The 22,693-nt window shown below is 41.0% G+C and carries 24 protein-coding genes and 1 other annotated feature; of the genes, 4 read left to right on the forward strand and 20 right to left on the reverse strand.

Annotated elements, in window-relative coordinates; translation table 11 throughout:
* The first annotated feature begins 200 nt into the window (after window positions 1–200).
* Window positions 201–554 (forward strand): ribosome hibernation-promoting factor, HPF/YfiA family, encoded by a 354-nt coding sequence (gene hpf, locus IEY40_RS09455; protein WP_101086362.1) that lies wholly within the window; start codon window positions 201–203, stop codon window positions 552–554.
* 115 nt (window positions 555–669) lie between these two features.
* Window positions 670–790 (forward strand) — a sequence feature (Phe leader region).
* A gap of 56 nt (window positions 791–846) precedes the next feature.
* Window positions 847–2,787: a chorismate mutase gene (locus IEY40_RS09460; protein ID WP_188955520.1), complete on the forward strand. Its 1,941-nt coding sequence runs from the start codon at window positions 847–849 to the stop codon at window positions 2,785–2,787.
* Between the two features lie 101 nt (window positions 2,788–2,888).
* Here IEY40_RS09460 and IEY40_RS09465 read toward each other — a convergent pair whose 3' ends face one another.
* The 8 genes from IEY40_RS09465 to ffh all read right to left on the reverse strand — a co-directional run bounded on the left by IEY40_RS09465 (window position 2,889) and on the right by ffh (window position 9,784).
* Window positions 2,889–3,233, reverse strand: a complete 345-nt coding sequence (locus IEY40_RS09465; protein ID WP_188955522.1) for a hypothetical protein — start codon at window positions 3,231–3,233, stop codon at window positions 2,889–2,891.
* A 129-nt stretch (window positions 3,234–3,362) separates the two neighbouring features.
* Window positions 3,363–4,502, reverse strand: coding sequence for a bifunctional chorismate mutase/prephenate dehydrogenase (tyrA, locus tag IEY40_RS09470; RefSeq protein WP_188955523.1), 1,140 nt, complete (start codon window positions 4,500–4,502; stop codon window positions 3,363–3,365).
* 11 nt (window positions 4,503–4,513) lie between these two features.
* Window positions 4,514–5,605 carry a 3-deoxy-7-phosphoheptulonate synthase gene (locus IEY40_RS09475; protein ID WP_188955525.1) on the reverse strand — a complete coding sequence of 364 codons (1,092 nt, stop codon included), beginning with the start codon at window positions 5,603–5,605 and terminating at the stop codon, window positions 4,514–4,516.
* Between the two features lie 619 nt (window positions 5,606–6,224).
* Window positions 6,225–6,578, reverse strand: a complete 354-nt coding sequence (gene rplS, locus IEY40_RS09480) for a 50S ribosomal protein L19 (RefSeq protein ID WP_188955527.1) — start codon at window positions 6,576–6,578, stop codon at window positions 6,225–6,227.
* 33 nt (window positions 6,579–6,611) lie between these two features.
* A complete protein-coding gene (gene trmD / locus IEY40_RS09485; protein ID WP_188955529.1) occupies window positions 6,612–7,358 on the reverse strand; it encodes a tRNA (guanosine(37)-N1)-methyltransferase TrmD in 747 nt (248 codons plus the stop codon).
* Window positions 7,359–7,373: 15 nt separating this feature from the next.
* Window positions 7,374–7,904 (reverse strand): ribosome maturation factor RimM, encoded by a 531-nt coding sequence (gene rimM, locus IEY40_RS09490; protein ID WP_188955531.1) that lies wholly within the window; start codon window positions 7,902–7,904, stop codon window positions 7,374–7,376.
* Between the two features lie 25 nt (window positions 7,905–7,929).
* Window positions 7,930–8,181: a 30S ribosomal protein S16 gene (gene rpsP / locus IEY40_RS09495; protein WP_160053063.1), complete on the reverse strand. Its 252-nt coding sequence runs from the start codon at window positions 8,179–8,181 to the stop codon at window positions 7,930–7,932.
* 229 nt (window positions 8,182–8,410) lie between these two features.
* The gene (gene ffh / locus IEY40_RS09500; RefSeq protein WP_188955533.1) at window positions 8,411–9,784 is read right to left on the reverse strand and encodes a signal recognition particle protein; all 1,374 of its coding nucleotides are present in this window, start codon (window positions 9,782–9,784) and stop codon (window positions 8,411–8,413) included.
* 274 nt (window positions 9,785–10,058) lie between these two features.
* On the opposite strand from ffh, the gene IEY40_RS09505 reads away from it, so the two are divergent.
* A complete protein-coding gene (locus IEY40_RS09505) occupies window positions 10,059–10,847 on the forward strand; it encodes a cytochrome C assembly family protein (RefSeq protein WP_188955535.1) in 789 nt (262 codons plus the stop codon).
* 152 nt (window positions 10,848–10,999) lie between these two features.
* On the forward strand, window positions 11,000–12,289 hold the full coding sequence (locus IEY40_RS09510; protein WP_188955537.1) for an HlyC/CorC family transporter: 1,290 nt from the start codon (window positions 11,000–11,002) through the stop codon (window positions 12,287–12,289).
* Between the two features lie 85 nt (window positions 12,290–12,374).
* On the opposite strand, the gene IEY40_RS09515 is transcribed toward IEY40_RS09510, so the two are convergent.
* The 12 genes from IEY40_RS09515 to rpoE all read right to left on the reverse strand — a co-directional run bounded on the left by IEY40_RS09515 (window position 12,375) and on the right by rpoE (window position 22,645).
* The gene (locus IEY40_RS09515) at window positions 12,375–12,896 is read right to left on the reverse strand and encodes an Mpo1 family 2-hydroxy fatty acid dioxygenase (RefSeq protein WP_188955539.1); all 522 of its coding nucleotides are present in this window, start codon (window positions 12,894–12,896) and stop codon (window positions 12,375–12,377) included.
* Between the two features lie 113 nt (window positions 12,897–13,009).
* The gene (gene acpS / locus IEY40_RS09520) at window positions 13,010–13,390 is read right to left on the reverse strand and encodes a holo-ACP synthase (protein ID WP_188955541.1); all 381 of its coding nucleotides are present in this window, start codon (window positions 13,388–13,390) and stop codon (window positions 13,010–13,012) included.
* On the reverse strand, window positions 13,390–14,127 hold the full coding sequence (pdxJ, locus tag IEY40_RS09525; protein ID WP_188955543.1) for a pyridoxine 5'-phosphate synthase: 738 nt from the start codon (window positions 14,125–14,127) through the stop codon (window positions 13,390–13,392). The genes acpS and pdxJ overlap by 1 nt, the downstream gene beginning before the upstream one ends.
* A 94-nt stretch (window positions 14,128–14,221) precedes the next feature.
* Entirely contained in the window at window positions 14,222–14,935 is a 714-nt protein-coding gene (recO, locus tag IEY40_RS09530) for a DNA repair protein RecO (protein ID WP_188955545.1), read from the reverse strand.
* Window positions 14,936–14,980: 45 nt separating this feature from the next.
* The gene (gene era / locus IEY40_RS09535; protein ID WP_188955547.1) at window positions 14,981–15,985 is read right to left on the reverse strand and encodes a GTPase Era; all 1,005 of its coding nucleotides are present in this window, start codon (window positions 15,983–15,985) and stop codon (window positions 14,981–14,983) included.
* The gene (gene rnc, locus IEY40_RS09540; RefSeq protein ID WP_188955549.1) at window positions 15,982–16,662 is read right to left on the reverse strand and encodes a ribonuclease III; all 681 of its coding nucleotides are present in this window, start codon (window positions 16,660–16,662) and stop codon (window positions 15,982–15,984) included. The genes era and rnc overlap by 4 nt, the downstream gene beginning before the upstream one ends.
* Window positions 16,662–17,576, reverse strand: a complete 915-nt coding sequence (gene lepB, locus IEY40_RS09545; protein WP_188955551.1) for a signal peptidase I — start codon at window positions 17,574–17,576, stop codon at window positions 16,662–16,664. Before lepB ends, rnc begins: the two co-directional genes overlap by 1 nt.
* A gap of 192 nt (window positions 17,577–17,768) precedes the next feature.
* Window positions 17,769–19,559, reverse strand: a complete 1,791-nt coding sequence (gene lepA, locus IEY40_RS09550) for a translation elongation factor 4 (protein ID WP_188955553.1) — start codon at window positions 19,557–19,559, stop codon at window positions 17,769–17,771.
* 207 nt (window positions 19,560–19,766) lie between these two features.
* Window positions 19,767–20,240, reverse strand: coding sequence for a SoxR reducing system RseC family protein (locus IEY40_RS09555; RefSeq protein ID WP_188956011.1), 474 nt, complete (start codon window positions 20,238–20,240; stop codon window positions 19,767–19,769).
* A gap of 215 nt (window positions 20,241–20,455) precedes the next feature.
* Window positions 20,456–21,388 carry a MucB/RseB C-terminal domain-containing protein gene (locus IEY40_RS09560; protein WP_188955555.1) on the reverse strand — a complete coding sequence of 311 codons (933 nt, stop codon included), beginning with the start codon at window positions 21,386–21,388 and terminating at the stop codon, window positions 20,456–20,458.
* 40 nt (window positions 21,389–21,428) lie between these two features.
* The gene (locus IEY40_RS09565; protein WP_188955557.1) at window positions 21,429–22,040 is read right to left on the reverse strand and encodes a sigma-E factor negative regulatory protein; all 612 of its coding nucleotides are present in this window, start codon (window positions 22,038–22,040) and stop codon (window positions 21,429–21,431) included.
* 26 nt (window positions 22,041–22,066) lie between these two features.
* Window positions 22,067–22,645 carry an RNA polymerase sigma factor RpoE gene (rpoE, locus tag IEY40_RS09570; RefSeq protein ID WP_160053050.1) on the reverse strand — a complete coding sequence of 193 codons (579 nt, stop codon included), beginning with the start codon at window positions 22,643–22,645 and terminating at the stop codon, window positions 22,067–22,069.
* Window positions 22,646–22,693: the final 48 nt, after the last annotated feature.

Genomic DNA, 22,693 nt, shown 5'->3' on the forward strand with positions numbered 1-22,693 from the left:
AGGAACTACTTATCCATTCAAATATGGGCCTATCGTCAACGTAATACAAGTACATTTTAACGATTAATAGTCAAAAATGTCTAAGCGATCAAATATGCAGCACTCGACATTAACAGCACACCAAAGTGTGATTTAGATCACGATTTTTATGGCTAACCTTGGTAATCTGAACTCAAGCAAACAACAAGAAGGTTCTAAATATGCTGAAAATCACTAGCAAACAACTTGAAGTCACTGCCCTCATCCGCGAACGTATTGAAGGAAGATTAGAAAAACTATCTCGACACGATATTCAATTAATTAACCCGCACGTTATTATCACACAAGAAAAGCAGTTGTTTAAAATTGAGGCTTCGGTTGGATTACCTAGTGGAGATTTATTTGCCCAGGCTAAAAGTGAAAACCTATACGCAGCGATTACTGCAATGGGACAAAAGCTGGAAAAACAGCTAAATCGCCTGACTCACAAACCCCAGGCTCAACGCCATGTATCATTACCCAATGACACAGAAAGCGAATTTGAGTATGTCTATAAGGAGGAAAACGCAGCTTGATGTTAATTATCTTTCACCAGCGCACCTTCGGGTGCGCTTTCTTTTGCCTGTAATTGCATCTTGTTGAATAAAATTACATTGACAGGTTAACGCGGTGGCTTTAGTTTTACTCTATGAACACAAAATTATTCAGCTTTTTTATTTTCTTTTTTATTCAGCCCACCTTCGGAGGCGGATTTTCTGTGTAAAAACGAAAATGAAAATTCTAAAGCCTCCCACTGGGAGGCTTTTTTGTCTTATATACTGCGGTATTATTTGATACATCAGTAAATCGCGTTACATTGAGGTCAATATGCAAAAACCACCAGAGTTAAGTCAAACTCGAGAGCAGATTACAGCGTTAGATAAATCATTGTTAGAACTGTTATCTAAACGCCGTCAATTGAGCTTAAATGTCGCGCGCAGTAAAGAGATAGATGTCAGACCAATTCGAGATACACAAAGAGAAAAAGAACTACTTGAACGTTTAGTGCAACAAGGACGCGATCAAGGTCTTGATGCACACTTTGTAATATCACTTTACCAAAGCATCATTGAAGATTCAGTACTCTTTCAACAAACCTACTTGCACGGCCGAGCAAACCCTGACACTCAAAAGCAGCAATATACTGTGGCATACTTAGGTGCTAGAGGTTCATATTCGTATTTAGCAGCAACGAGATATTGTTCACGTCGCCAAGTTGAAATGATTGATTTTGGCTGTCAAAGCTTTGATGACATAGTTAATGCTGTTGAGTCAGGACATGCCGATTATGGTTTTTTGCCGATAGAGAACACTTCATCAGGTTCAATCAACGAAGTGTATGATGTATTACAACATACAACCTTATCCATTGTAGGTGAAACAACAATCGAAGTTGGCCACTGCTTGCTGACAAAACCAGACAGTAAACTCGCTGATATCAAAACGATTTATGCCCATCCACAACCTATCAGCCAATGCAGTCGCTATTTAAGCCAGTATCCGCACATTAAACTAGAATATTGTTCAAGCAGTGCTGAGGCTATGACAAAAGTCATTGATGCTGACAATAACTCCGTCGCCGCTATTGGCAGTGCTGAAGGCGGTGCTTTGTATCAATTAGTGGCACTTGAAAACGGTTTAGCTAATCAAAAAATAAATCAAAGCCGTTTTATTGTTGTCGCCAGAAAGGCCTCTGCTGTGCCATCGCAATTACCGGCAAAAACAACATTGATTATGGCTACAGGCCAAAAACCAGGCGCTCTAGTTGAAGCGCTATTAGTATTGAAAGCCCATAATCTGAACATGAGTAAGCTTGAGTCTCGCCCTATTCCCGGCACACCATGGGAAGAAATGTTCTATTTAGACATAGATGGCAACTTAGCCACAACTGAAGTACAACAAGCGATTAAAGAGCTAGAGCGGTTAACACGCTTTATTAAAGTGCTAGGTTGTTATCCATGTGAAACTGTTAAGCCCACTCAGCTATCTCAAGCTCAACTGCTAATAGAGCCTGACAGCTCTAAGCAAGCCCCCGTTAAAGTGCAACCGAGTAGCCAAGCAAAACATTCTCGCGCTTATAAAGCAGAGGATACCCAACTTGTATGTCAACATATGCAGTTAGGCGCAGGTCAATTTAGCACACTACAACAAATTAACTTGCCAATAGACAACACAGTACTAGCAACGCAAGCCAAGTTGATTAAAGAAGCGGGCTTTCAAGCGATACTGCTTAATGATTTAAAAAATCAAATGAGTGAACAACAACTTAAGCAACACGCACAAGTTATTGAGCAAGCAGGATTACTTTGCATAATGCAAATTGATCAAGAGCAGGAATTTACTTTAGCAAGTCAGCTAGCCGATATGCTTATTTTGTCTGGTAAACAAATGTACAACCCAGACATGTTAGCGTTGATCGGCTCGGTTAATTTACCTGTTATGTTAGAACGTAACACGATGGCAAGTATTGACGATTGGCTGCAAGCTGCTGATACTGTACTCAGCCATGGCAATCAGCAACTTGTGCTATGTGAGTCAGGAGTAAGAAGCTTTACTCACCCAGAGCAGCTTAGTCTCGATTTAGCGGGCGTAGTGGAAGTCAAATCGCGCAGCCATCTACCTGTTATTGTTAATACCAGCTTCTGTATCAATTCAGCATTGTTAAGCACTCATGCCAATGCAGTAAAACGGCTTAAGGCTGATGGTATTGTATTATTGCAACAAGAGGGTATTTCTCAGGCCGATATTATTCATAGTTTGTATCAATAATAAATGCCTACAGAACCAAAATCTGGTCCAAGTAAACCAGCCATAAAAATGCCGAGATAATTCTCGGCATTTTCATTTCAACGATATGTTTTAACTGACAGCTACACAGCTAGCCCATCATTAAGGCTTATCCAGCCTTTAAAAATCCGGTAACTAAACCAACTGACACCGACAAGATACATCGGCAAACTTAACCATAATGGACTAATCCAATAACCTGCTATAAAAAATGGACATAAACCGATAATACTCATGCGTTGCCAACGTAAATGGCTGCCAAGCACTGAGTCAGGACTAACATTTTTCTGAATTAAGTTAAGCCATAAGCTTAATAGAACAGGAACAAAAAAAAGTGGGAAAGCACTCATTAAACCGTAAAGAAAATGCCCAAGGGAATTATCTTCAACCTGTTGTACAGGGAGCATATGCGATGGTGTCATCGACATGGGTTTCCTCCAAAGGCAAGTTTTTAGATGTTAGCTAACATTGAATAAACTAGGAAAATCTGTTCATCTCATTAGCTAAACATAAGCCTTGTGTTACTGTTTGGCAATAATTTGATCAATTAAAAATGATTAACCTGTCTTCATATCATTTACCGATTGCAACATTGCACGGCTTTCATGTTGGAACTGAGGAGCAAAGTCTCCAAACCATTTTGCGACACGTTGAAATTGAGTGACAAACTCTTGGCGATTACCTGATTTTAGCATAGTAAGCGCATCACGATAATTATCTAAATAATCACTAATCGCATGCTGGCTGCCTTGCTGGGCAAAGATTATATCGGCATAAAGTTCAGGATCTTGAGCGAACAATCTACCGACCATAGCTAATTCTAAACGATAAATCGGCGAACTAAACTGTAATAGATTATCAATATCGGCTTCTTCTTTACACAGATTTAACCCATAAACAAAAGTCGAAAAGTGGCGCATAGCCTGCACAAGTTGCATTGCATTATCATGACGTTCAGCTTCAGCTTCAACAATTCGTGCGCCCCAAATCTCAATTTGTTGCAATAACCATTGATAAGCCTCCGGTTGACGACCATGACAGACCACCACGACTTGCTTTGCTAAGCTGCCCACATCTGGCCCGAACATAGGGTGTAAACCAACTACAGGGCCTTTATGAGCGGCTAGCATCGCAGCAAGAGGCTTTTCCTTAATAGATGTTAAGTCCGCTAAAATACAATTTGGTGGTAGCTGGGTTAATTTATCGCGGATCACATCACAAGTAACATTAATAGGTACAGTGACAATAACTAAACCAGCCCCGTCAAAAATAGCATTCGCATCCTGCCAATCATGTTTATCAATACTTTTGACTTTATAACCCGACAGGGTAAGCATTTGGGTAAACAACTGACCTAGCTTTCCTTGGCCACCAACCACTACCACACGCCCTAAATCTTGTTTAACTTGTTTAAAACCAACATCTTTTTCATTCAGATAAGACTCGCGCATTAATCGGCGTAAGATATCTTCGATAAGCTGTGGCGACACATTCATGCTTTGTGCTTCTGCACGGCGTTTAGCCAGCATTGATGCTTCCCGCTGAGGCGCATAAATGGGTACGCCAGCAGAATGTTTAACAGCACCAACTTGAGCAACTAAATCAAGACGTTTACGTAGTAAATGCAACAGTTGCTGATCGACACCATCAATAAGGTCGCGTAAATTCTCAAGATCAGCAGTAGTCTTTTCGTTCATATTATTATCCATTAACCGTTGGCAACCTGTAGCATATCGAATCGAGTCGGTAATACTGCAGACAACTGGTTAGCGCCTTGTCTTAAAATAGTTTCAGTGGTTTCCCAATCAATGCATGCATCAGTTACAGAAACACCATATTTTAACTCTGCCAATGGCTTATCTGAACTCTGATTTCCTTCATTGAGGTTACTTTCAAGCATAACACCGATAATCGATTTATTACCTGTCTCAATTTGGTTAAATACATCTTCGCAAACGTTTTTCTGACGAAAATGATCTTTTGAAGAGTTTCCATGACTGCAATCAACGACCAAACGAGCGCTCAGTTTTGCTGTGTGAATTTGCGCTTCGCTTTGTGCAACACTTACCGCATCATAATTTGGTGTTGAACCGCCACGTAGAATGATATGTCCGTCAGGATTGCCAGCAGTTTGTAATAATGCCACCTGGCCTTCTTGATTAATCCCCATAAAGCGGTGGCTGCTTGCCGCTGATTTTAATGCATTAATAGCTACGTCTAGTTTACCGTCGGTACCATTTTTAAAACCCACAGGCATCGATAGGCCTGATGCCATTTCACGATGAGTTTGTGATTCTGTGGTTCTTGCTCCAATGGCAGACCAAGTCACCAGCTCAGATAAATACTGTGGGCTAATTGGGTCTAATGCCTCAGTCGCAATAGGTAACTCGAGTTCAGCTAACCAAATCATTAGCTCACGCGCCATTCTTAAGCCTTTTTCAACATCAAACGACTCATCCATATCAGGATCATTAATAAGCCCTTTCCAACCAACAGTTGTTCGTGGTTTTTCAAAGTAAACACGCATAAGAATATAAAATTCATCGCTTAACTCATCATGGAGTTTTTTCAGCTTTAATGCGTATTCCTTGGCAGCATCGATATCATGAATAGAGCACGGGCCAGTGACAACTAGCACTCGATTGTCACGCTTGTGGACGATATCAGCAACTTGTTTACGGGCATTAAGAATATATTGATAAGCATGAGTCGATAACGGCAATTCTTGCTTTAATTCTGCTGGAGTCACTAGCACTTGTTCTGAACTAATGTGCACATTATTAATCGTATCTTGCTGCATACTTATTACTCTCTTTTGACGACAGACCAAAGGTCACTAATAGATTTATGTTTGAGTATTGTTTAGTGCAAATCGTACCCTTGTACTGATACACCATTACACTCTTAAAGCAACTATGCCTGTACAAAGCTCCTAGAGCAAGGCTTATTTACACAAAGGGACAAAAAATGACTTGGTAATACCAATTCCACTAATTATCTGGTCATTCAGCGGGAATTCTGTACCTTCTAGGCAAGTAATAGGATTGTAGGCATAGTTGCTCTACCTCCTGCGTCCATGCAGTCGTACGTCAAAATGCTATTAAGCAGCATAGAAGGCACAGAAAACCGCCTTGCAGGAGTCGCTCAGACAGTCCATTTTTTTGTTGCATTGCTTTAAAAGGGAATAACCATTGTTTCAACAATGCGCCTCAAACTGAACAGTCTGAGCGACTCTGATTGGTCACATAATTAATGGAAATGGTATAATGATATGATGTACGAAAAACAATCATTTTTTTACTTTTTAGCTGTTATACCATTTCCATTAATTATTATTTTTTAAAAGCCCCACAAACAAAAACCCGCCTTTCGGCGGGTTGTTGTGCGAACACTGCATCTTTATTTTGAATCGGTAACTATTACTTAGTTGCCAATTTTTCACGGATACGTGCAGATTTACCTGAACGCTCACGTAAATAGTACAGCTTAGCACGACGTACACGGCCGCGACGCTTAACTTCGATGCTAGCAATTAACGGGCTATGCGTCTGGAAAGCACGCTCAACACCTTCACCATTAGAGATTTTACGTACTGTGAATGCAGAGTGCAGACCACGGTTACGCTTTGCGATAACGATACCTTCAAAAGCCTGAAGACGCTCTTTATCACCTTCTTTAACACGTACTTGAACCACTACTGTATCACCAGCACCGAAATCAGGTACGTCTGTTTTCATTTGCTCATCGTTGAGCATTTTAATGATGTTGTTCATAACTACTCCATTCTAGAATTAACTGAGCATTGACTATGCGGACTTGTCCGTTTCATTCACGAACTGCGCTAATAAAGTCGTTTGTTCGTCAGTCAGAGCTAGATTTTCAAATAATTCTGGTCGTCTCAAAAAAGTTCTTCCGATACTTTGTTGTAAACGCCAGAGTCTAATTTTTTCGTGGTCACCGCTTAACAGCACTGCCGGAACATCCATGCCATCCAATTGTTCAGGGCGCGTATAATGAGGACAATCCAGTAAACCTTCAGAGAAAGAATCTTGCTCTGCTGATGCTTGCTTGCCCAGTACACCAGGTACTAAACGAGCTACTGAATCGATTAACGTCATTGCCGGTAATTCTCCGCCCGAAAGCACATAATCACCGATAGACCACTCTTCATCCACTTCCGTTTGAATAATGCGTTCATCAACACCTTCGTATCGACCACACACTAAAATCAATCGGTCTGATTTAGCCAATTCAGTCACGCCTCGCTGATCCAGCTTACGTCCCTGAGGTGACAAATAAATCACTTTTGCCCCATCACCTGCAGCAGTTTTTGCTGCATGGATAGCATCGCGTAAAGGTTGCACCATCATTAACATTCCTGGGCCACCACCATAAGGGCGATCATCCACAGTACTATGTCTATCATGGGTGAAATCACGAGGATTCCACGTTTGCACCTCTAGCAGGCCGCTTTTGACGGCTCGACCCGTAACACCAAAGTCTGTAACGGCACGAAACATCTCTGGAAACAGGGTGATTACCCCTAACCACATATGTTGTACCTCGACTTAGAAGTCAGGATCCCAATCCACTAAAATCTGTTTCTCTTGCAGATTCACCTGTTTGATGAATTGCTCGGGGACAAAGGGGACCATACGTTCCGCTTTGCCGAAGGCATCTTTAGCGTTAGCTTTAATAAGAAGTACGTCGTTTGATCCTGTTTCCACGATCTGGTCAACTATACCCATGTTATAGCCGTTTATATTGGTCACTTCACAGCCGATAAGATCACGGTGATAAAATTCATCATCAGCGAGGTCTTTCATTTGTTCCGGCAAAATCGCAATTTCACAATTTGTGAGCATTTGCGCATGCTCTCTAGAGTTAACACCTTCAAGTTCAGCAACAAGTGCCTTGCCTTGAAAACGCCACTGCGCGACCTTAACTTCACGCCAAACACCTTGCTCTTTAATCAACCAAGGCGAGTAATCAAAAATACCTTCAACAGAATCGGCATAGGAAGTGATTTTAAGCCAACCTTTAATACCATGACTGGATCCTAATTTACCCAGTACGATTGGCTGTTGGTTATCGCTCATCTATCTATACCTTTTTAATACGCAATTAAGCAGCAGCTTTACGTGCGTCTTTGATCAGTTTTGCAACACGCTCAGATGTTGCTGCGCCAGTAGCAACCCAGTGCTCAACACGATCAAGATCTAAACGTAAAGTTTCTTCTTGGCCACGAGCCAATGGATTGAAAAAACCAACACGTTCGATGAAACGACCGTCACGAGCATTGCGGCTATCAGCAACAACGATATTGTAAAATGGACGCTTTTTTGCGCCGCCACGAGCTAAACGAATGGTAACCATGCGTTTTATTCCTCTAATGATTTGCTAGAAGCAAAAATAAAAACTGGAACTCCGTGTTCGCGAAGAGTCCCAGAAAGAAAGCCGGAAGATTTTACCTGACTTTTGAACTATTGCAACCAAATCTGATGATTTTTAAATCACCGATTTTGCTACCTTAATTGTAAAGATCCAATCTAACCAACTGATGTGTATATCAATTAACTGCATTTATGTATAAAAGATGCTTCAATTAACGTCCTGGAAATTTCATCCCTGGAGGTAACATTCCGCTCATTCCGCGCATCATCTTCTTCATGCCCCCCTTTGCAGACATCTTTTTCATCATTTTCTGCATTTGGGTAAACTGCTTTAATAAACGGTTAACGTCTTGAATTTGAGTGCCAGAACCTAATGCGATTCGGCGTTTGCGAGACCCTTTGATTAAATCTGGGTTTTTACGTTCTTTGGCTGTCATCGAATTGATGATGGCTTCCATTTGGCCGGTCATTTTTCCGTCTTGGACCTGAGCTAAAGCCTCTGGCGGCAATTGACCCACACCAGGTAACTTCTCGAGCATGTTCATCATGCCGCCCATGTTTTTCATTTGCTGTAATTGCTCACGAAAATCTTCTAGGTCAAAGCTGCCACCAGATTTTACTTTTGAAGCAAGCTTCATGGCTTTGTCTTTGTCGACGCCGCGTTCAACTTCTTCAATCAGTGACAACACGTCACCCATGCCTAAAATACGTGACGCGATACGGTCTGGGTGGAACGGTTCTAGAGCATCCGTTTTTTCACCCACACCTAAAAATTTAATCGGTTTACCCGTAATGTTGCGGATAGATAATGCTGCACCACCTCGAGCATCGCCGTCTACCTTAGTTAAAATAACCCCGGTAAGCGGTAAAGCTTCATTAAATGCTTTAGCTGTATTAGCCGCATCTTGCCCGGTCATGGCATCGACCACGAACAAGGTTTCTACTGGTTTAACCGTTGCATGAAGCTGCTTGATTTCATCCATCATTGCTTCGTCGACGTGTAAACGACCTGCGGTATCGACAATCACCACATCAATAAATTTAAGCTTTGCGTAGCTAATTGCGGCTTTAGCAATATCTACTGGCTTTTGACTCACATCCGATGGAAAAAATTCTACGTCAACTTCTAATGCTAATGTTTCTAACTGTTTAATTGCCGCTGGTCGGTATACGTCAGCACTAACTACTAAAACAGATTTTTTATGACGAGTTCGTAAGAATTTACCTAGTTTAGCTACAGAAGTGGTTTTACCCGCACCTTGCAGGCCGGCCATCATAATGACGGCTGGCGGTATTGCCGCTAAATCTAGCGCTTCATTCGACTCGCCCATGGCTTTTTCAAGCTCACTTTGGACGATTTTAATAAAAGCTTGTCCAGGGCTTAAGCTTTTTGATACTTCTTGACCTACAGCGCGTTCTTTAACGCTGTTTACGAATTCTCTAACAACAGGTAAAGCGACATCTGCTTCAAGCAGCGCCATACGCACTTCACGCAAGGTTTCTTTAATGTTGTCTTCTGTTAAGCGACCACGGCCACTAATGTTTTTTAGTGTGCGTGACAGTCTGTCGGATAAATTTTCAAACATTGGCCAGCTCTTTTCAGCATATCGATAATTGTGGCTATTATACCCAAGCCACTCTAAATTACGATACTTGCGATGATCAGTTATCGTGATTAGGTAAATTATTTGCAGCTAAGGGTAAGATACTGTTAAATTTTGAGCCTCAGGTCACTGCCATATTAGGGGGTGATCATGTTAATCTAAGACAAATAATGAGATTGCGGTGTATCGGCGATATTTTTATTGCGCTTACCGCTTTTTCAGCGATGCTTTCATTACTTTGATAGGTTGATTTCAAATGGTTATTTTTTCAGCTGGCGCCATGCTGTTTTATTGCATTGCTTTAATCCTAGTCACCAGCAGACTATTTCATGTGCAAGGCCCTAACCGCAAAGCGGTAATGATAGCGTCTAGTATCGCAGTGGTATTTCATGGCCTTGCGTTATCAAATGCCATATTTACAGTAGATGGCCAAAATTTTAGTTTAACCAACGTGATCTCGCTGGTTAACTGGATTATCGCGTTCACTTTTACTATCACAATGCCGCGCTTGAAAGTGATAATTGTTGTTCCTGTGGTCTATGCCTGTTCAGTCTTATCTGTTGCATTGCTTTGGTTATTACCACCACAGTTTATGACTCATTTCGAACTTCATCCTGAAATTTTAGCCCATGTAGTGCTCTCTTTAATGGCTTACAGCGCCCTGATGATCGCAGCGTTATATGCTATTCAATTGTCATTTATCCAAAATAAGCTTAAAAAGAAACAAATGATGATGAGCCCAGCAATGCCACCATTAATGACGGTTGAAAGACAGCTTTATCATTTAATCATTATCGGATTTGTGTTGTTAAGTTTATCTTTGGTGACGGGTTTTGTGTATTTAGATGACATGTTTGTAGATGGTAAAGGCCATAAAGCCATACTATCAATGATGGCGTGGGTAGTTTATGCCATTATGTTGTGGCAACAATATACCGTAGGCTGTAGAATTCGTACCGCTGTCATTTATAGTTTATCTGGCGCAGGTTTACTGTCGTTGGCCTATTTTGGTGCTCGAATAGTTAAAGAACTGATATTAAGTTAGTTTTGTAGCTCAATAGCCAGATAACAAGCTTTTTATCACTGACTCATCAAATAAGATAACTTGACACAAACAGTCATTAATAAATAATGATTGTTCAAATTTTATGTATTGGTGATATTTACCAACTTTAATGTACTTAACGGGGCCCTTTTTTGGACGCTATATCTACCAGCGCGCTTTTTATTTTCCTTGCAGTTTTAATTATCATTTCTGCTTATTTCTCTGGTTCAGAAACTGCAATGATGACCTTAAACCGTTATCGACTAAGGCATCTTGCAGGAAGTGGTCACCGTGGAGCACAACGTGCTTTAAAGTTACTTGATCGTCCAGATCGGCTCATCGGCCTAATCCTAATCGGTAATAACCTTGTCAACATCCTAGCTTCAGCCATCGCAACTATTATTGGTATGCGTTTATTTGGCGATATGGGCGTAGCGATTGCAACAGGCGTATTAACGGTTGTGGTGTTAGTTTTTGCAGAAGTAACACCTAAGACGTTTGCAGCTTTACACCCAGAACGAATTGCATTTCCGTCGAGTATTTTACTAGGCTGGCTATTAGTATTGTTATCGCCTTTTGTTAAAGCGATTAACTTAATAACTTCAGGTTTTTTACGCCTAATGGGTATAAAAACCGTTAAAACAAGCGACGCACTAAGCCAGGAAGAATTACGTACGGTTGTACACGAAGCTGGCGCACTCATTCCACAACGTCACCAAGAAATGTTGTTATCCATTCTTGATCTAGAAAAAGTCACTGTTGAAGACATCATGATTTCACGTTCAGACATTTACGCAATTAACGTAAATGATGACTTTAAGTTAATCAATAAAATGGTAATTCAAAGCCCTCATACACGCGTATTAGTTTATCGTGACAATATTGATGATGCCGTAGGCTTTATTCACTTGCGAGATGCGTTACGCTTACAGTCTAAAGAGCAGTTCAGTAAGTCATCTTTGCTCCGTGCAGTAAAGGAGTTGTACTTTATACCAGAGGGCACTCCGCTAAACGTACAGCTCACAAACTTTCAACAAAACAAAGAACGCATTGGTTTGGTTGTTGATGAATATGGCGACATTCAAGGTCTCGTGACTTTGGAAGATATTCTAGAAGAAATTGTGGGTGACTTTACAACGTCAATGATTACAACGCCAAGTGAAGACATTAACATTCAACAAGATGGCAGTTTTTTAATTGACGCAACCATTAACATTCGTGATCTCAATAAAGAAATGAAATGGAACTTCCCTATCGATGGCCCTAAAACCCTAAACGGTCTTATCATCGAGTTTCTCGAAGACATTCCTGCTGCCAATACCAGTTTGCGAATTGCGGGTTATCATTTAGAAGTAATTGAAGTCGCTGATAACATGATTAAAGCAGTAAGGGTATTACCCAGTCATTTAGACATTACTGCTGCTGAGAATGATGATGAATAACGTCAGTTATTGATTAACAAAAAAAGGCTCATAGAGCGCCTTTTTTGTGCTTAAACGACTAACACATGCCGTTAGTTATTTAATACTAACCCCGCAATTTCGCTTCTAAAGCGCGGCGCTTATCTCGGGCAAGCGGTTTGATTTCTGCAGCAAGATCTTTTTCCCAACCAAACATAAAATAAAGCTCTGCCATTAAGAAAAAAGGCCCAATTAACAGTTGATTTAAGTCATCCATAAAAGCGGGTTTGGCTTTTTCATATTTATGACCAACAAATTGAATAACCCAACCTAAGGCAAAAACACTCAGAGCAATCATCATTGGATGTTCAGTATGGACCACCATCTCTGTGGTATAAAGTACTGGTATAATAAATAGCACTAACCCTATGGCTAAACGCACATGTAGCATCATGTAATAAGCCAATACCACTAGTGTTAATAACATTGCCACACTCACTTGATAATCTTGCCAAGCCAAGCGAAGTGTACCTAACATCAAAAATGCCGACCAAATAATCATCGGCACACCAACAAAATGAGTTCGTATATTTTTAGGGTTTAAATGAACGCTTTTATAAGTTGATAATTGTTCTACTGCCGATTTCATCTTGGGTCTCTTATTATTAGTGTTGTTATATTGTTAATTTAACCTAGTTTGAATCGTTTTAAAAGACACAAAAAAAGGCGCCTATGCGCCTTTCTATCGACAAATACGACAAATTAACGCTCTAATATTACAGTGGCTACCGCATAATGTTGTTCATCAGCAATGCTAATAAACCCTCTGCAGCCACCAAGTTGTGTTAAGCGAATAAGTGCACCGTCAGTAAAATGGATTATCGGAGCACCATTGGCATCATTGTCGATATGAATATGCTGAAACGAAACACCTCTCCCAATGCCTGTGCCTAAGGCTTTGGCGGCGGCTTCTTTAGCAGCAAAACGTTTTGCTAAAAAACGCTCTGCTTGTTTTGACTGCATATATATAGCCAGTTCAGACTCCGTGAGTACGCGTTTGGCTAATCTGTCGCCTAGGCGTTCACGCTGCTCGTGTATACGGGCTATTTCAACAATATCGGTACCAATACCCACAATTGCCATTACTCGCCTCTACGGCCTTCAAGCATCAATTTTTTCATATCACGCACAGCAGTCTCTAAGCCATCAATTGCAGCTCGAGCAATTACCGCATGACCAATATTAAGCTCATACAATTCTGGAATGGCCGCTATCGCTTTCACATTATGGTAATGCAAACCATGTCCAGCATTCACAACTAAACCTTTGCTGTGAGCGTAGCTCGCCATCTCGGTAATGCGTGCAAGCTCTTGTGCTTGTTCGGCATCGGTCTGTGCATCTGCATAGCAGCCTGTGTGAATTTCTATGTAAGGTGCACCAACAGCAACTGCTGCGTCAATTTGGGTTTTATCTGCATCAATAAAGAGCGACACCTTAATGCCTTGTGCAGCTAAACGAGTCACTGCAGAAGTCATCTTATCTAGCTGCCCCGCAACGTCTAAGCCACCTTCAGTTGTTAGCTCCTCACGTTTTTCAGGTACTAAACAAGCGTACGCCGGCTTTATATCACACGCGATAGCAATCATTTCTTCTGTAACAGCAAACTCAAAGTTCATTCGTGTTTTAAGCGTTTTCGCTAATAAGTAAACATCACGGTCTTGAATGTGACGTCTGTCTTCACGTAAATGAATCGTAATACCATCGGCACCAGCATGCTCTGCAACTGCAGCAGCATGGACAGGATCAGGATAGTTTGTACCACGAGCTTGGCGTAATGTGGCGATATGATCGATGTTAATGCCTAATAAAATTCCGCTCACACCGAGCTCCTTAAAATTAATAAACGAATAATTGGACTGACCGTAACTAGTACGAAATGAATTGTACTTGGTTCATGTCATAATACGAAAAGCTTTATTGCGCATTTTTGGCAAATAATTGCCGACTTAATAATGGTTTATTACCTAATAACGGCGTTAACAAATAACGCATTAAACCTTTGGCTTGATTAAGTTGATCTGTCTGTAAGTTTTGTGATGCCAATGCTAACAACATCGCGCCAGTTAAATTGCCTTTACCATGTGAGAAACTAGAATCTTTAGTTTGTACCACTGGTAAAAAACCACTTTCAGCAACGAACCTATAGCAGCACTGTGCCTCTAACTCATGCCCTTGAGAGTCATAATTTAATGAGGGGAAAGCACCTAGTTCAAGTAATAACGCCATTTCAAAATACCGTAAATGACTGGAGCAAAAACCTTTAGCAAGTGACATTAGCGCACGATGATACTCTAAGAATAGCCCTTCAGCCTGGTGTTCTACTGACAATAGTCGTACGAGTAATTCATTAAGATAAAAACCAGAATATAAGCTATTGCCGGTTAAAGGCATCGCAGGAGCGGCAGACTCTATTTGGGTAATATTTTTTAATCCAAGGTTTTTAGCTTCAGATTGGGCACTAAATTGAATAATTAGTGGTTGAAATGGTTGTAAAATACTTTTAATTGACCGTTTGCCTGAACCCACTCGAGTAATAGCGTCAACTCGACCAACGCCTTCTATCAATAAATTGACAATAACACTCGACTCACGAAAGGGTCGATGATGTAACACATAGCCACGTTTCATGGTGGCCATGCCTACAAGATAACGATAGTGAGGAAAGCTAGCGACTTAGTCTTCGCCATAACCTAAACTTCTTAATGCACGTTCGTCATCAGCCCAGCCAGACTTTACTTTCACCCAGACTTCAAGAAACACTTTATTGTCGAATAACGTTTCCATATCCAGACGTGATTGAGTGGCAATGGTACGAATACGCTCACCTTTATTACCAATGACCATACGTTTTTGGCCTTCTCGCTCAACTAAAATCAGCGCGTTAATTTGATAGACACCGTTGTCCATCATTTTAAATTGCTCAATTTCAACCGTGGCATCATATGGAAGTTCATCGCCTAAAAAGCGCATGAGTTTTTCACGGACAATTTCAGAAGCCATAAAACGTTGCGAGCGATCGGTAACGTAGTCTTCAGGGAAGTAAAACGGCGCTTCAGGTAACGAATCACGTGCCATCTCTAAAATGCGCTGTACGTTGGTTCCTTTACTGGCTGAAATGGGCAAAATTTCGTCAAAATCAAACTTCTGAGCAAGTTCTGTTAAATAAGGAAATAGCTTTTCCTTATCTTTAATGTTATCGACTTTATTAATCGCTAAAATGATTTTACGGTCATCGTTACGATGCTTGAGCTTTTGTAATACCATTTCATCGTCAGCTGTCCATGTCATACCATCGACCACAAAAATGACCATCGCAACATCAGCTAATGAGCTGGCAGCTGCTCGATTCATTAAACGGTTAATTGCACGTTTTTCTTCAATGTGTAAACCAGGTGTATCAATAAATACGATTTGGTTAGGACCATCAGTATGAATACCCATAATACGATGACGAGTCGTTTGTGGTTTTTTAGACGTAATACTGACTTTTTGGCCAAGCAATTTATTTAACAGTGTCGACTTACCTACGTTAGGACGACCGACAATAGCCACCATACCACAGTATGTAACATCAAATTTCGCGGCGGCAGTTGGGGCTGCTTGGTTCATCCTTGCCAGCAGTTCATCTAAGCTAGGCTCTTGATTAGCACCTGCTGGCAAGTCTGTTTTTTTGGTCATTTATTCAGTAACTCCAATACCTGAGCAGCAGCAAGCTGTTCAGCTTTTCTTCTAGAACTTGCCACACCTGTGACAACTTGATTCAATTCGCTAATTTTACATTCTACAGTGAAGGTTTGATCATGTGCTTCACCTTCTACCGCAACAACCTGATAGTCAGGCAATGGCTTTTTAAAACCCTGCAAGTGTTCTTGCAAAATGGTTTTAGGATCTTTTTGATTAATCCCTGGTTTAATATTTGCTAACCTGCCTTCATACCAGCTCAATAGCAAAGTTCGACAAACATCGAGATTGGCATCAAGATATACGGCACCAATAATAGCTTCAACAGCATCAGCTAGAATAGACTCACGTCTAAAACCGCCGCTTTTTAGCTCTCCAGGACCTAAAAATAAATAGTCACCTAACTTAAATTCTTTGGCGATTAACGTCAGCGTGTCACCTTTAACTAAGGTTGCGCGCATACGGCTTAAATCACCTTCGGTCGCCTTAGGAAATTGGTGATATAACGCATCCGAAATCACTATCGATAAAATCGAATCACCTAAAAACTCTAAACGCTCATTATGTTTATTTGCTGCGCTACGATGAGTTAATGCCTGAGTAAGTAACTCAACATTATTAAACTCGTAACCTAAAGTACGGCACAAACGCGGCAAATTTTTAATGGGTTCCATCAATGTATTCCACCTACTCTATCAAAACGCACACCGGTAGGAACCCAAGTAGGTAACCAATCATTAGGGTTGCGGTCAAATTCAAAACTAATCCAAATAGCAACAGCTTTACCGACTAAATTCTCTTCTGGCACGAAGCCCCAGAAACGACTATCAGTGCTATTATCGCGGTTATCACCCATCGCAAAGTACATGCCTTTAGGTACCACGAACTCTCCAGCAGGCAAGCCTGGCTGCGGGTAAAAATGTTGTCTAAAATCAGGACGCGCTGGATTGATCAAAATATCATGCTGAACATCGCCTAATTGCTCGCTTAACCGAATTAATGGTGTATCGTTTTGACTAAATTCGCCACGGTTTAGCTCAGTATGTTCAATCACTTTCGGTGCAGCACAATCAGTGCCACTATCACAGGCTTCTTGAATCATTAATTGTTTATTCCGGTAGATAATCTTGTCACCAGGTAAACCCACTACACGTTTAATATAATCAATTTTGGGGTTTTCAGGATATTTGAATACAAATACATCACCGCGTTCAGGCTCACCGGTTTCAACTAACTTGCTTCGCCATACCGGGTCACGTAAACCATAGCTGAATTTTTCCACCAAAATAAAATCACCCACGAGCAATGTTGGCATCATTGAACCTGAGGGTATTTGAAAGGGTTCATAAATAAATGAGCGTAAAATCATTACAAATGCGATAACCGGAAATATCGAATGCGCGGTTTCCACTAAAATAGGTTCACGGACAATTTTGTCAATGGCATCAGCACTCAATTGGTTTGAGTTAGCTTGAGCTAATGCCAGTTTTTCACGACGTTTAGGCGCAAAAAATACAACGTCAATCAACCAGATAAGACCACTACCTAAGGTTACGAGCACTAAAATAAGTGAAAAATAGGCTGCCATTACTGATTTATCTCCTGCAGGATGATGTAAATGTTTCCATATGGTTTGGGTAATAACCCAATTTAACTCATTCCAGTATGGTGATTAACGAATAAACATTCACCCTGTTGAGTGTTACAAAATATATAGTAAAAATAACGATAACGCCGCAATACGCGGCGTTATTAAGCAAATTAAAACAATTAATTATAATTAATCGTTTAATTTAAGTACCGCTAAAAATGCCTCTTGCGGCACTTCAACGTTACCCACTTGCTTCATGCGTTTTTTACCTTCTTTCTGCTTATTAAGCAGTTTCTTCTTACGCGAAACGTCGCCACCGTAACATTTAGCGGTTACGTCTTTACGTAATGCTTTAATCGTTGAACGCGCAATAATCTGACTGCCTACAGCAGCCTGAATGGCAATATCAAACATTTGGCGTGGGATCAGTTCTTTCATTTTTTCAACGAGAGCTAAGCCACGATGACGAATGTTAGAGCGGTGAATAATCATCGCTAATGCATCAACACGATCACCGTTGATTAAGATATCTAAACGCACCATATCTGCTGGATCAAAACGAATAAAGTTATATTCAAGTGATGCATAACCACGACTGGTTGATTTTAGACGGTCAAAGAAGTCCATCACAACTTCAGCCATTGGCAAATGATAGGTTACTGCCACTTGGTTGCCGTGATAAACCATGTTGGTTTGCGAACCGCGCTTTTCGATACATAAGGTAATAACGTTACCTAAGTACTCTTTTGGCACAAGGATATTGGCTTCAACTATCGGCTCACGTAGCTCTTCGATATTATTCAGAGCAGGTAAATCCGATGGATTATCAACATATACGACATCGCCATTGGTCATCACAACTTCGTAAACTACTGTCGGCGCTGTGGTGATCAAATCAAGGTTATATTCACGCTCTAAGCGCTCTTGAACAATCTCCATGTGGAGTAAGCCCAAGTAACCAATACGGAAACCAAAACCAAGTGCACTCGAGGTCTCAGGTTCAAAAAACAGCGACGCATCGTTCAAGCTCAGCTTGTTTAATGCATCACGGAAGTTTTCGTATTCGTCAGTAGAAATAGGGAACACACCAGCATAAACCTGTGGAGTAACCTTTTTAAATCCTGGTAAGGGTTTGTCGGCACCATTTTTTGCGTGAGTTAACGTATCACCCACTGGTGCACCGTGAATTTCTTTAATACCCGAAATAACATAACCTACTTCGCCTGCGCGCAGCTCCGGTTCATCTTTTTCTTTCGGAGTAAAAATACCTACACGGTCAGCATTGTAGTTTTGACCTGTCGACATGACTTTAAACTTGTCGCCTTTCTTTAATACGCCATGTTTAATACGTACTAATGAAACGACACCAAGATAAGCGTCAAACCATGAGTCGATAATTAATGCTTGTAACGGCGCATTCTCATCACCTACTGGAGGTGGAATTTTTGCAATAATTTCTTCTAAAACAAGATCTACACCAACACCCGTTTTGGCAGAACAACGTACTGCATCTTTAGCGTCAATACCGACAATATCTTCGATTTCAGCGGCAACGCGGTCAGGCTCAGCTTGTGGTAGGTCTATTTTATTAAGAATGGGGACAACGTCTAGATTCATATCTAGTGCTGTGTAACAGTTTGCGAGTGTTTGAGCTTCAACACCTTGCCCAGCATCAACAACTAATAATGCACCTTCACACGCGGCAAGCGAACGTGATACTTCGTAAGAGAAGTCAACGTGGCCGGGGGTGTCAATAAAGTTTAATTGATAGGTATTACCATCTTTTGCATGGTAATCAAGGGTTACGCTTTGGGCTTTAATCGTAATGCCACGCTCACGTTCTAGATCCATAGAATCTAAAACCTGTGCAGCCATTTCACGGTCAGTTAAGCCGCCACATACCTGGATCAGGCGATCGGATAAAGTTGATTTACCATGGTCGATATGGGCAATAATCGAGAAGTTTCTAATGTGTTTCATTATGCTGCAATGACTACTACTAAATTTGATTAAAATTAAGGAGGCAAATTGTACCTGATTAGGGGGGCAATACCAATCAGATTCAGCAATAGTCTCTATTTTGCCTCTAAGATAGACCAAAACGCCAAGTTTACGTGGGTAATTATAGCCCTAATAGGGCTCTATTAAAGCTGGAATTAAGTATTAACTTAGCGAAATATGACTGATTTATGCTTGATGAGCACGAATAACACCGACTTCTTGGCCTAAATAGGCAATGATCACTGGCGACGCATCCATTTCTATTTTGCTGGCTAAATGCTTGCCTATAAACCAAGCAATGACAGCGCCAATCGCACCAAAAATCATTGCAAATGCGTTAGTACTTAAATCGAGCCCAGCAGCAAATAAATGACCAAATGTTGCAAAGACAAACAAGCCGAGCAAAGGTAATAAATATACCAATGCAGCAGCTTTGATAATAACGCTTTCTGGCAAGCCTACTTTCAATAAGTCACCTTCACGACAAGGTTTATCCGCAGGCAATGAAAATCGTTGAGTTTTTACAGAAAAAGCTTTCGCAATAGTTGATGTACCGCAGTTTTCACTACTTGCACAATGATTACAGGCACTTTTTAATTCCACCTCAACGGTCGCCCAGCCTTGTTGATAGTCAACAACACGAGCAATTTCTTCCATCATTGTTGATTGTGACGCTGTTGATTGGCTCATAAAACGACCTATTGACCTGAATGCCCCGATATTAACACAAAGCGAAATAATACAGTTATTCCTTTCAGCACAATGTTATTCCTACACCTGAGCCGTAGAAATAGACAACACTACAATTAGAAATTTAAGATTGTAAATAACAGGTTAAAGCATCATTTAAAAGATACTTTAACCTTAGGAGTTGGCTATTTTAAAACCAAACTATTTGCTATACGCTCTAGCGTTTCTGAAGGGACCTTACCAATGGCGACCACTTCTAGCGTCCCCACCTTAACAACCACCATAGATAAACCATTACGGGTAAGTAACTCATTTGGCATAGGGTTTTCACCTGAACGTGCCACGTAGACAGAGATATTGGCTAATCCATCTGTTAACGCAATATATTCTACAGGCTCATGGATCCCTATTAAGCGATGATGATCGCGTACAACTACGTCAAATCCCTGTGGTAGCCACGTAAATTGCCAATTTTTACCGTCTGTACGCTCTGCTTGATTGATGACCGCTGGCCAATCTTGCTTAGCAGCTTCAATCAAAATATTAGCAGGCTCAGCAAGCTCAATTAACTCAACCACCATAGTTTGTTCCAGCAGTTGTTTTTCTTTATTTAACGTATCAAATCTAAGTGGCAGATAGGTGTCCATATCGACCCAAACTTGCGCATCATAACGGTTTTCGTCGTTAGCGAGTAAACGGATCATTTGACCTGGACGGCCAGCAATACGGCTACGCCCGCCAATAACAAATTGATAGCCTTTTTCAAGCTGGCTAATGTCACCCGCTAACGCTGCAGGCCACACACCTTGAATGCGTGGAGCACTGACACTGTAAGCGGGTTGATCATGCTCAATAAAAGTAACCCGATTACCCACTCTCACAGCATTTTTAGGCGGGCCATTGAGATATTCAAGTAATGCAACCTCTTGATTATCGACGATACCATGTATATAAACCAGTGGACGTATGTGATCGGCTTGAAGTTGGATGATAGACACTTTGAATTGTTTATCTTGTAACGCTTGGCTCATGTTTTTAAGCCAAGCTTTTGCAGATAAATCTTCTTCAGCGTGTGTTGAAAAGGTTAAAACTAACAGTGCTAGCAGGATAAGGCGCAAGCTAACTCCTAAGAATGATAAGGCAAGGTTTCGCTACGGATTAAGGCTTAACCGCAGCATCTTGATTGTTATTTTCGTCGATAACCACACCTGGATTCAAGCGTTGTTGCAACATATGGTCTTGAATATAAGCATTAATACGACGACGTTGTTCAATCACTTGATCGTTTGAGTAATTTTGCTGACTTTGCACTGCCCCAGTTTGATAACTTACTGGCGACACAGTACCCACTAAAGGCCGTGTAGTTAATACAGGTAATGGTGACTCAGCATCATTAGTTTGATTATAAGATTGCACACCTACAATGGCTACCATTGCAACAGTTGCTGCGATCGCATATTGGCCAAACTGTTTGAAAAATGGCACAACATTGCTGGTTTTAGCAGGACTTGAAGCAACTTGCTCTGTCGACTCTTTAAGCTGCGCTTTAGGGGCCATAATTGTCGGTTCAAGCTCAATTGCAGCCATAATGCTAGCAGAAAGATCTAAGTCAATGGTCGCGGGCAGATCACCGCGCATCGTATCACCTATCATGTGATAACGCTGCCATTGTGCATGTGAATCAACGTCAGTAGAAAGTTGTGCTAATGTGTTTTCATCGGCTTCACCATCAACTGCTGCAGATACCCATTCTTGACTTGATTTAAGCATTTTTCACCTATTTAACGTTAAGGCAGTTACTTTTCCAGCAAAGGCTGGAGCTGTTTGTCGATTGCTTCTCGAGCACGAAAGATACGTGATCTAACGGTCCCGACAGGACAATCCATGATATTGGCAATATCCTCGTAACTCATACCGTCTAACTCTCTGAGCGATATCGCCATTTTTAATTCTTCTGGCAAGGTATCAAGCGTATCGAAGATCACTTTGCTCATTTGATCTTTCATTAATAAACGCTCAGGCGATGCAAACTCTTTTAACGCATCACTACCTTCATAATATTCTGCATCTTCAACATCCACATCGTTTGCAGGTGCTCTGCGCCCTTGTGAAGTAAGATGGTTTTTTGCGGTGTTTACCGCAATACGATACAACCAAGTATAAAATGCACTTTCACCACGAAAATTCGCTAACGCTCTATATGCTTTAATAAAGGCTTCTTGTGTCACATCTTGAACATCCGCTTGGTTGCGAATATACCGAGAAATCAAACTCATCACTTTATTTTGATACTTTAGCACTAACAGGTTAAATGCGTTTTTATCGCCTTGCTGTACTCGTTCAACTAATTGTTGATCACTATATTGTCCACTCATCCGAGCCGACTACTCCTAAATCTGTAATACTGATTTCTCAGTCGCTCG

The sequence above is a fragment of the Shewanella ulleungensis genome (assembly GCF_014648315.1).
GTDB lineage: Bacteria > Pseudomonadota > Gammaproteobacteria > Enterobacterales > Shewanellaceae > Shewanella > Shewanella ulleungensis.

Excerpts from the sequence above, each read along its gene's own strand:
- hpf (WP_101086362.1), top strand. The coding sequence starts at position 201 with ATGCTGAAAATCACTAGCAAACAACTTGAAGTCACTGCCCTCATCCGC.
- IEY40_RS09460 (WP_188955520.1), top strand. The coding sequence starts at position 847 with ATGCAAAAACCACCAGAGTTAAGTCAAACTCGAGAGCAGATTACAGCG.
- IEY40_RS09465 (WP_188955522.1), bottom strand. The coding sequence starts at position 3,233 with ATGTCGATGACACCATCGCATATGCTCCCTGTACAACAGGTTGAAGAT.
- tyrA (WP_188955523.1), bottom strand. The coding sequence starts at position 4,502 with ATGAACGAAAAGACTACTGCTGATCTTGAGAATTTACGCGACCTTATT.
- IEY40_RS09475 (WP_188955525.1), bottom strand. The coding sequence starts at position 5,605 with ATGCAGCAAGATACGATTAATAATGTGCACATTAGTTCAGAACAAGTG.
- rplS (WP_188955527.1), bottom strand. The coding sequence starts at position 6,578 with ATGAACAACATCATTAAAATGCTCAACGATGAGCAAATGAAAACAGAC.
- trmD (WP_188955529.1), bottom strand. The coding sequence starts at position 7,358 with ATGTGGTTAGGGGTAATCACCCTGTTTCCAGAGATGTTTCGTGCCGTT.
- rimM (WP_188955531.1), bottom strand. The coding sequence starts at position 7,904 with ATGAGCGATAACCAACAGCCAATCGTACTGGGTAAATTAGGATCCAGT.
- rpsP (WP_160053063.1), bottom strand. The coding sequence starts at position 8,181 with ATGGTTACCATTCGTTTAGCTCGTGGCGGCGCAAAAAAGCGTCCATTT.
- ffh (WP_188955533.1), bottom strand. The coding sequence starts at position 9,784 with ATGTTTGAAAATTTATCCGACAGACTGTCACGCACACTAAAAAACATT.
- IEY40_RS09505 (WP_188955535.1), top strand. The coding sequence starts at position 10,059 with ATGGTTATTTTTTCAGCTGGCGCCATGCTGTTTTATTGCATTGCTTTA.
- IEY40_RS09515 (WP_188955539.1), bottom strand. The coding sequence starts at position 12,896 with ATGAAATCGGCAGTAGAACAATTATCAACTTATAAAAGCGTTCATTTA.
- acpS (WP_188955541.1), bottom strand. The coding sequence starts at position 13,390 with ATGGCAATTGTGGGTATTGGTACCGATATTGTTGAAATAGCCCGTATA.
- recO (WP_188955545.1), bottom strand. The coding sequence starts at position 14,935 with ATGAAACGTGGCTATGTGTTACATCATCGACCCTTTCGTGAGTCGAGT.
- era (WP_188955547.1), bottom strand. The coding sequence starts at position 15,985 with ATGACCAAAAAAACAGACTTGCCAGCAGGTGCTAATCAAGAGCCTAGC.
- rnc (WP_188955549.1), bottom strand. The coding sequence starts at position 16,662 with ATGGAACCCATTAAAAATTTGCCGCGTTTGTGCCGTACTTTAGGTTAC.
- lepB (WP_188955551.1), bottom strand. The coding sequence starts at position 17,576 with ATGGCAGCCTATTTTTCACTTATTTTAGTGCTCGTAACCTTAGGTAGT.
- lepA (WP_188955553.1), bottom strand. The coding sequence starts at position 19,559 with ATGAAACACATTAGAAACTTCTCGATTATTGCCCATATCGACCATGGT.
- IEY40_RS09555 (WP_188956011.1), bottom strand. The coding sequence starts at position 20,240 with ATGATGGAAGAAATTGCTCGTGTTGTTGACTATCAACAAGGCTGGGCG.
- IEY40_RS09565 (WP_188955557.1), bottom strand. The coding sequence starts at position 22,040 with ATGCTTAAATCAAGTCAAGAATGGGTATCTGCAGCAGTTGATGGTGAA.
- rpoE (WP_160053050.1), bottom strand. The coding sequence starts at position 22,645 with ATGAGTGGACAATATAGTGATCAACAATTAGTTGAACGAGTACAGCAA.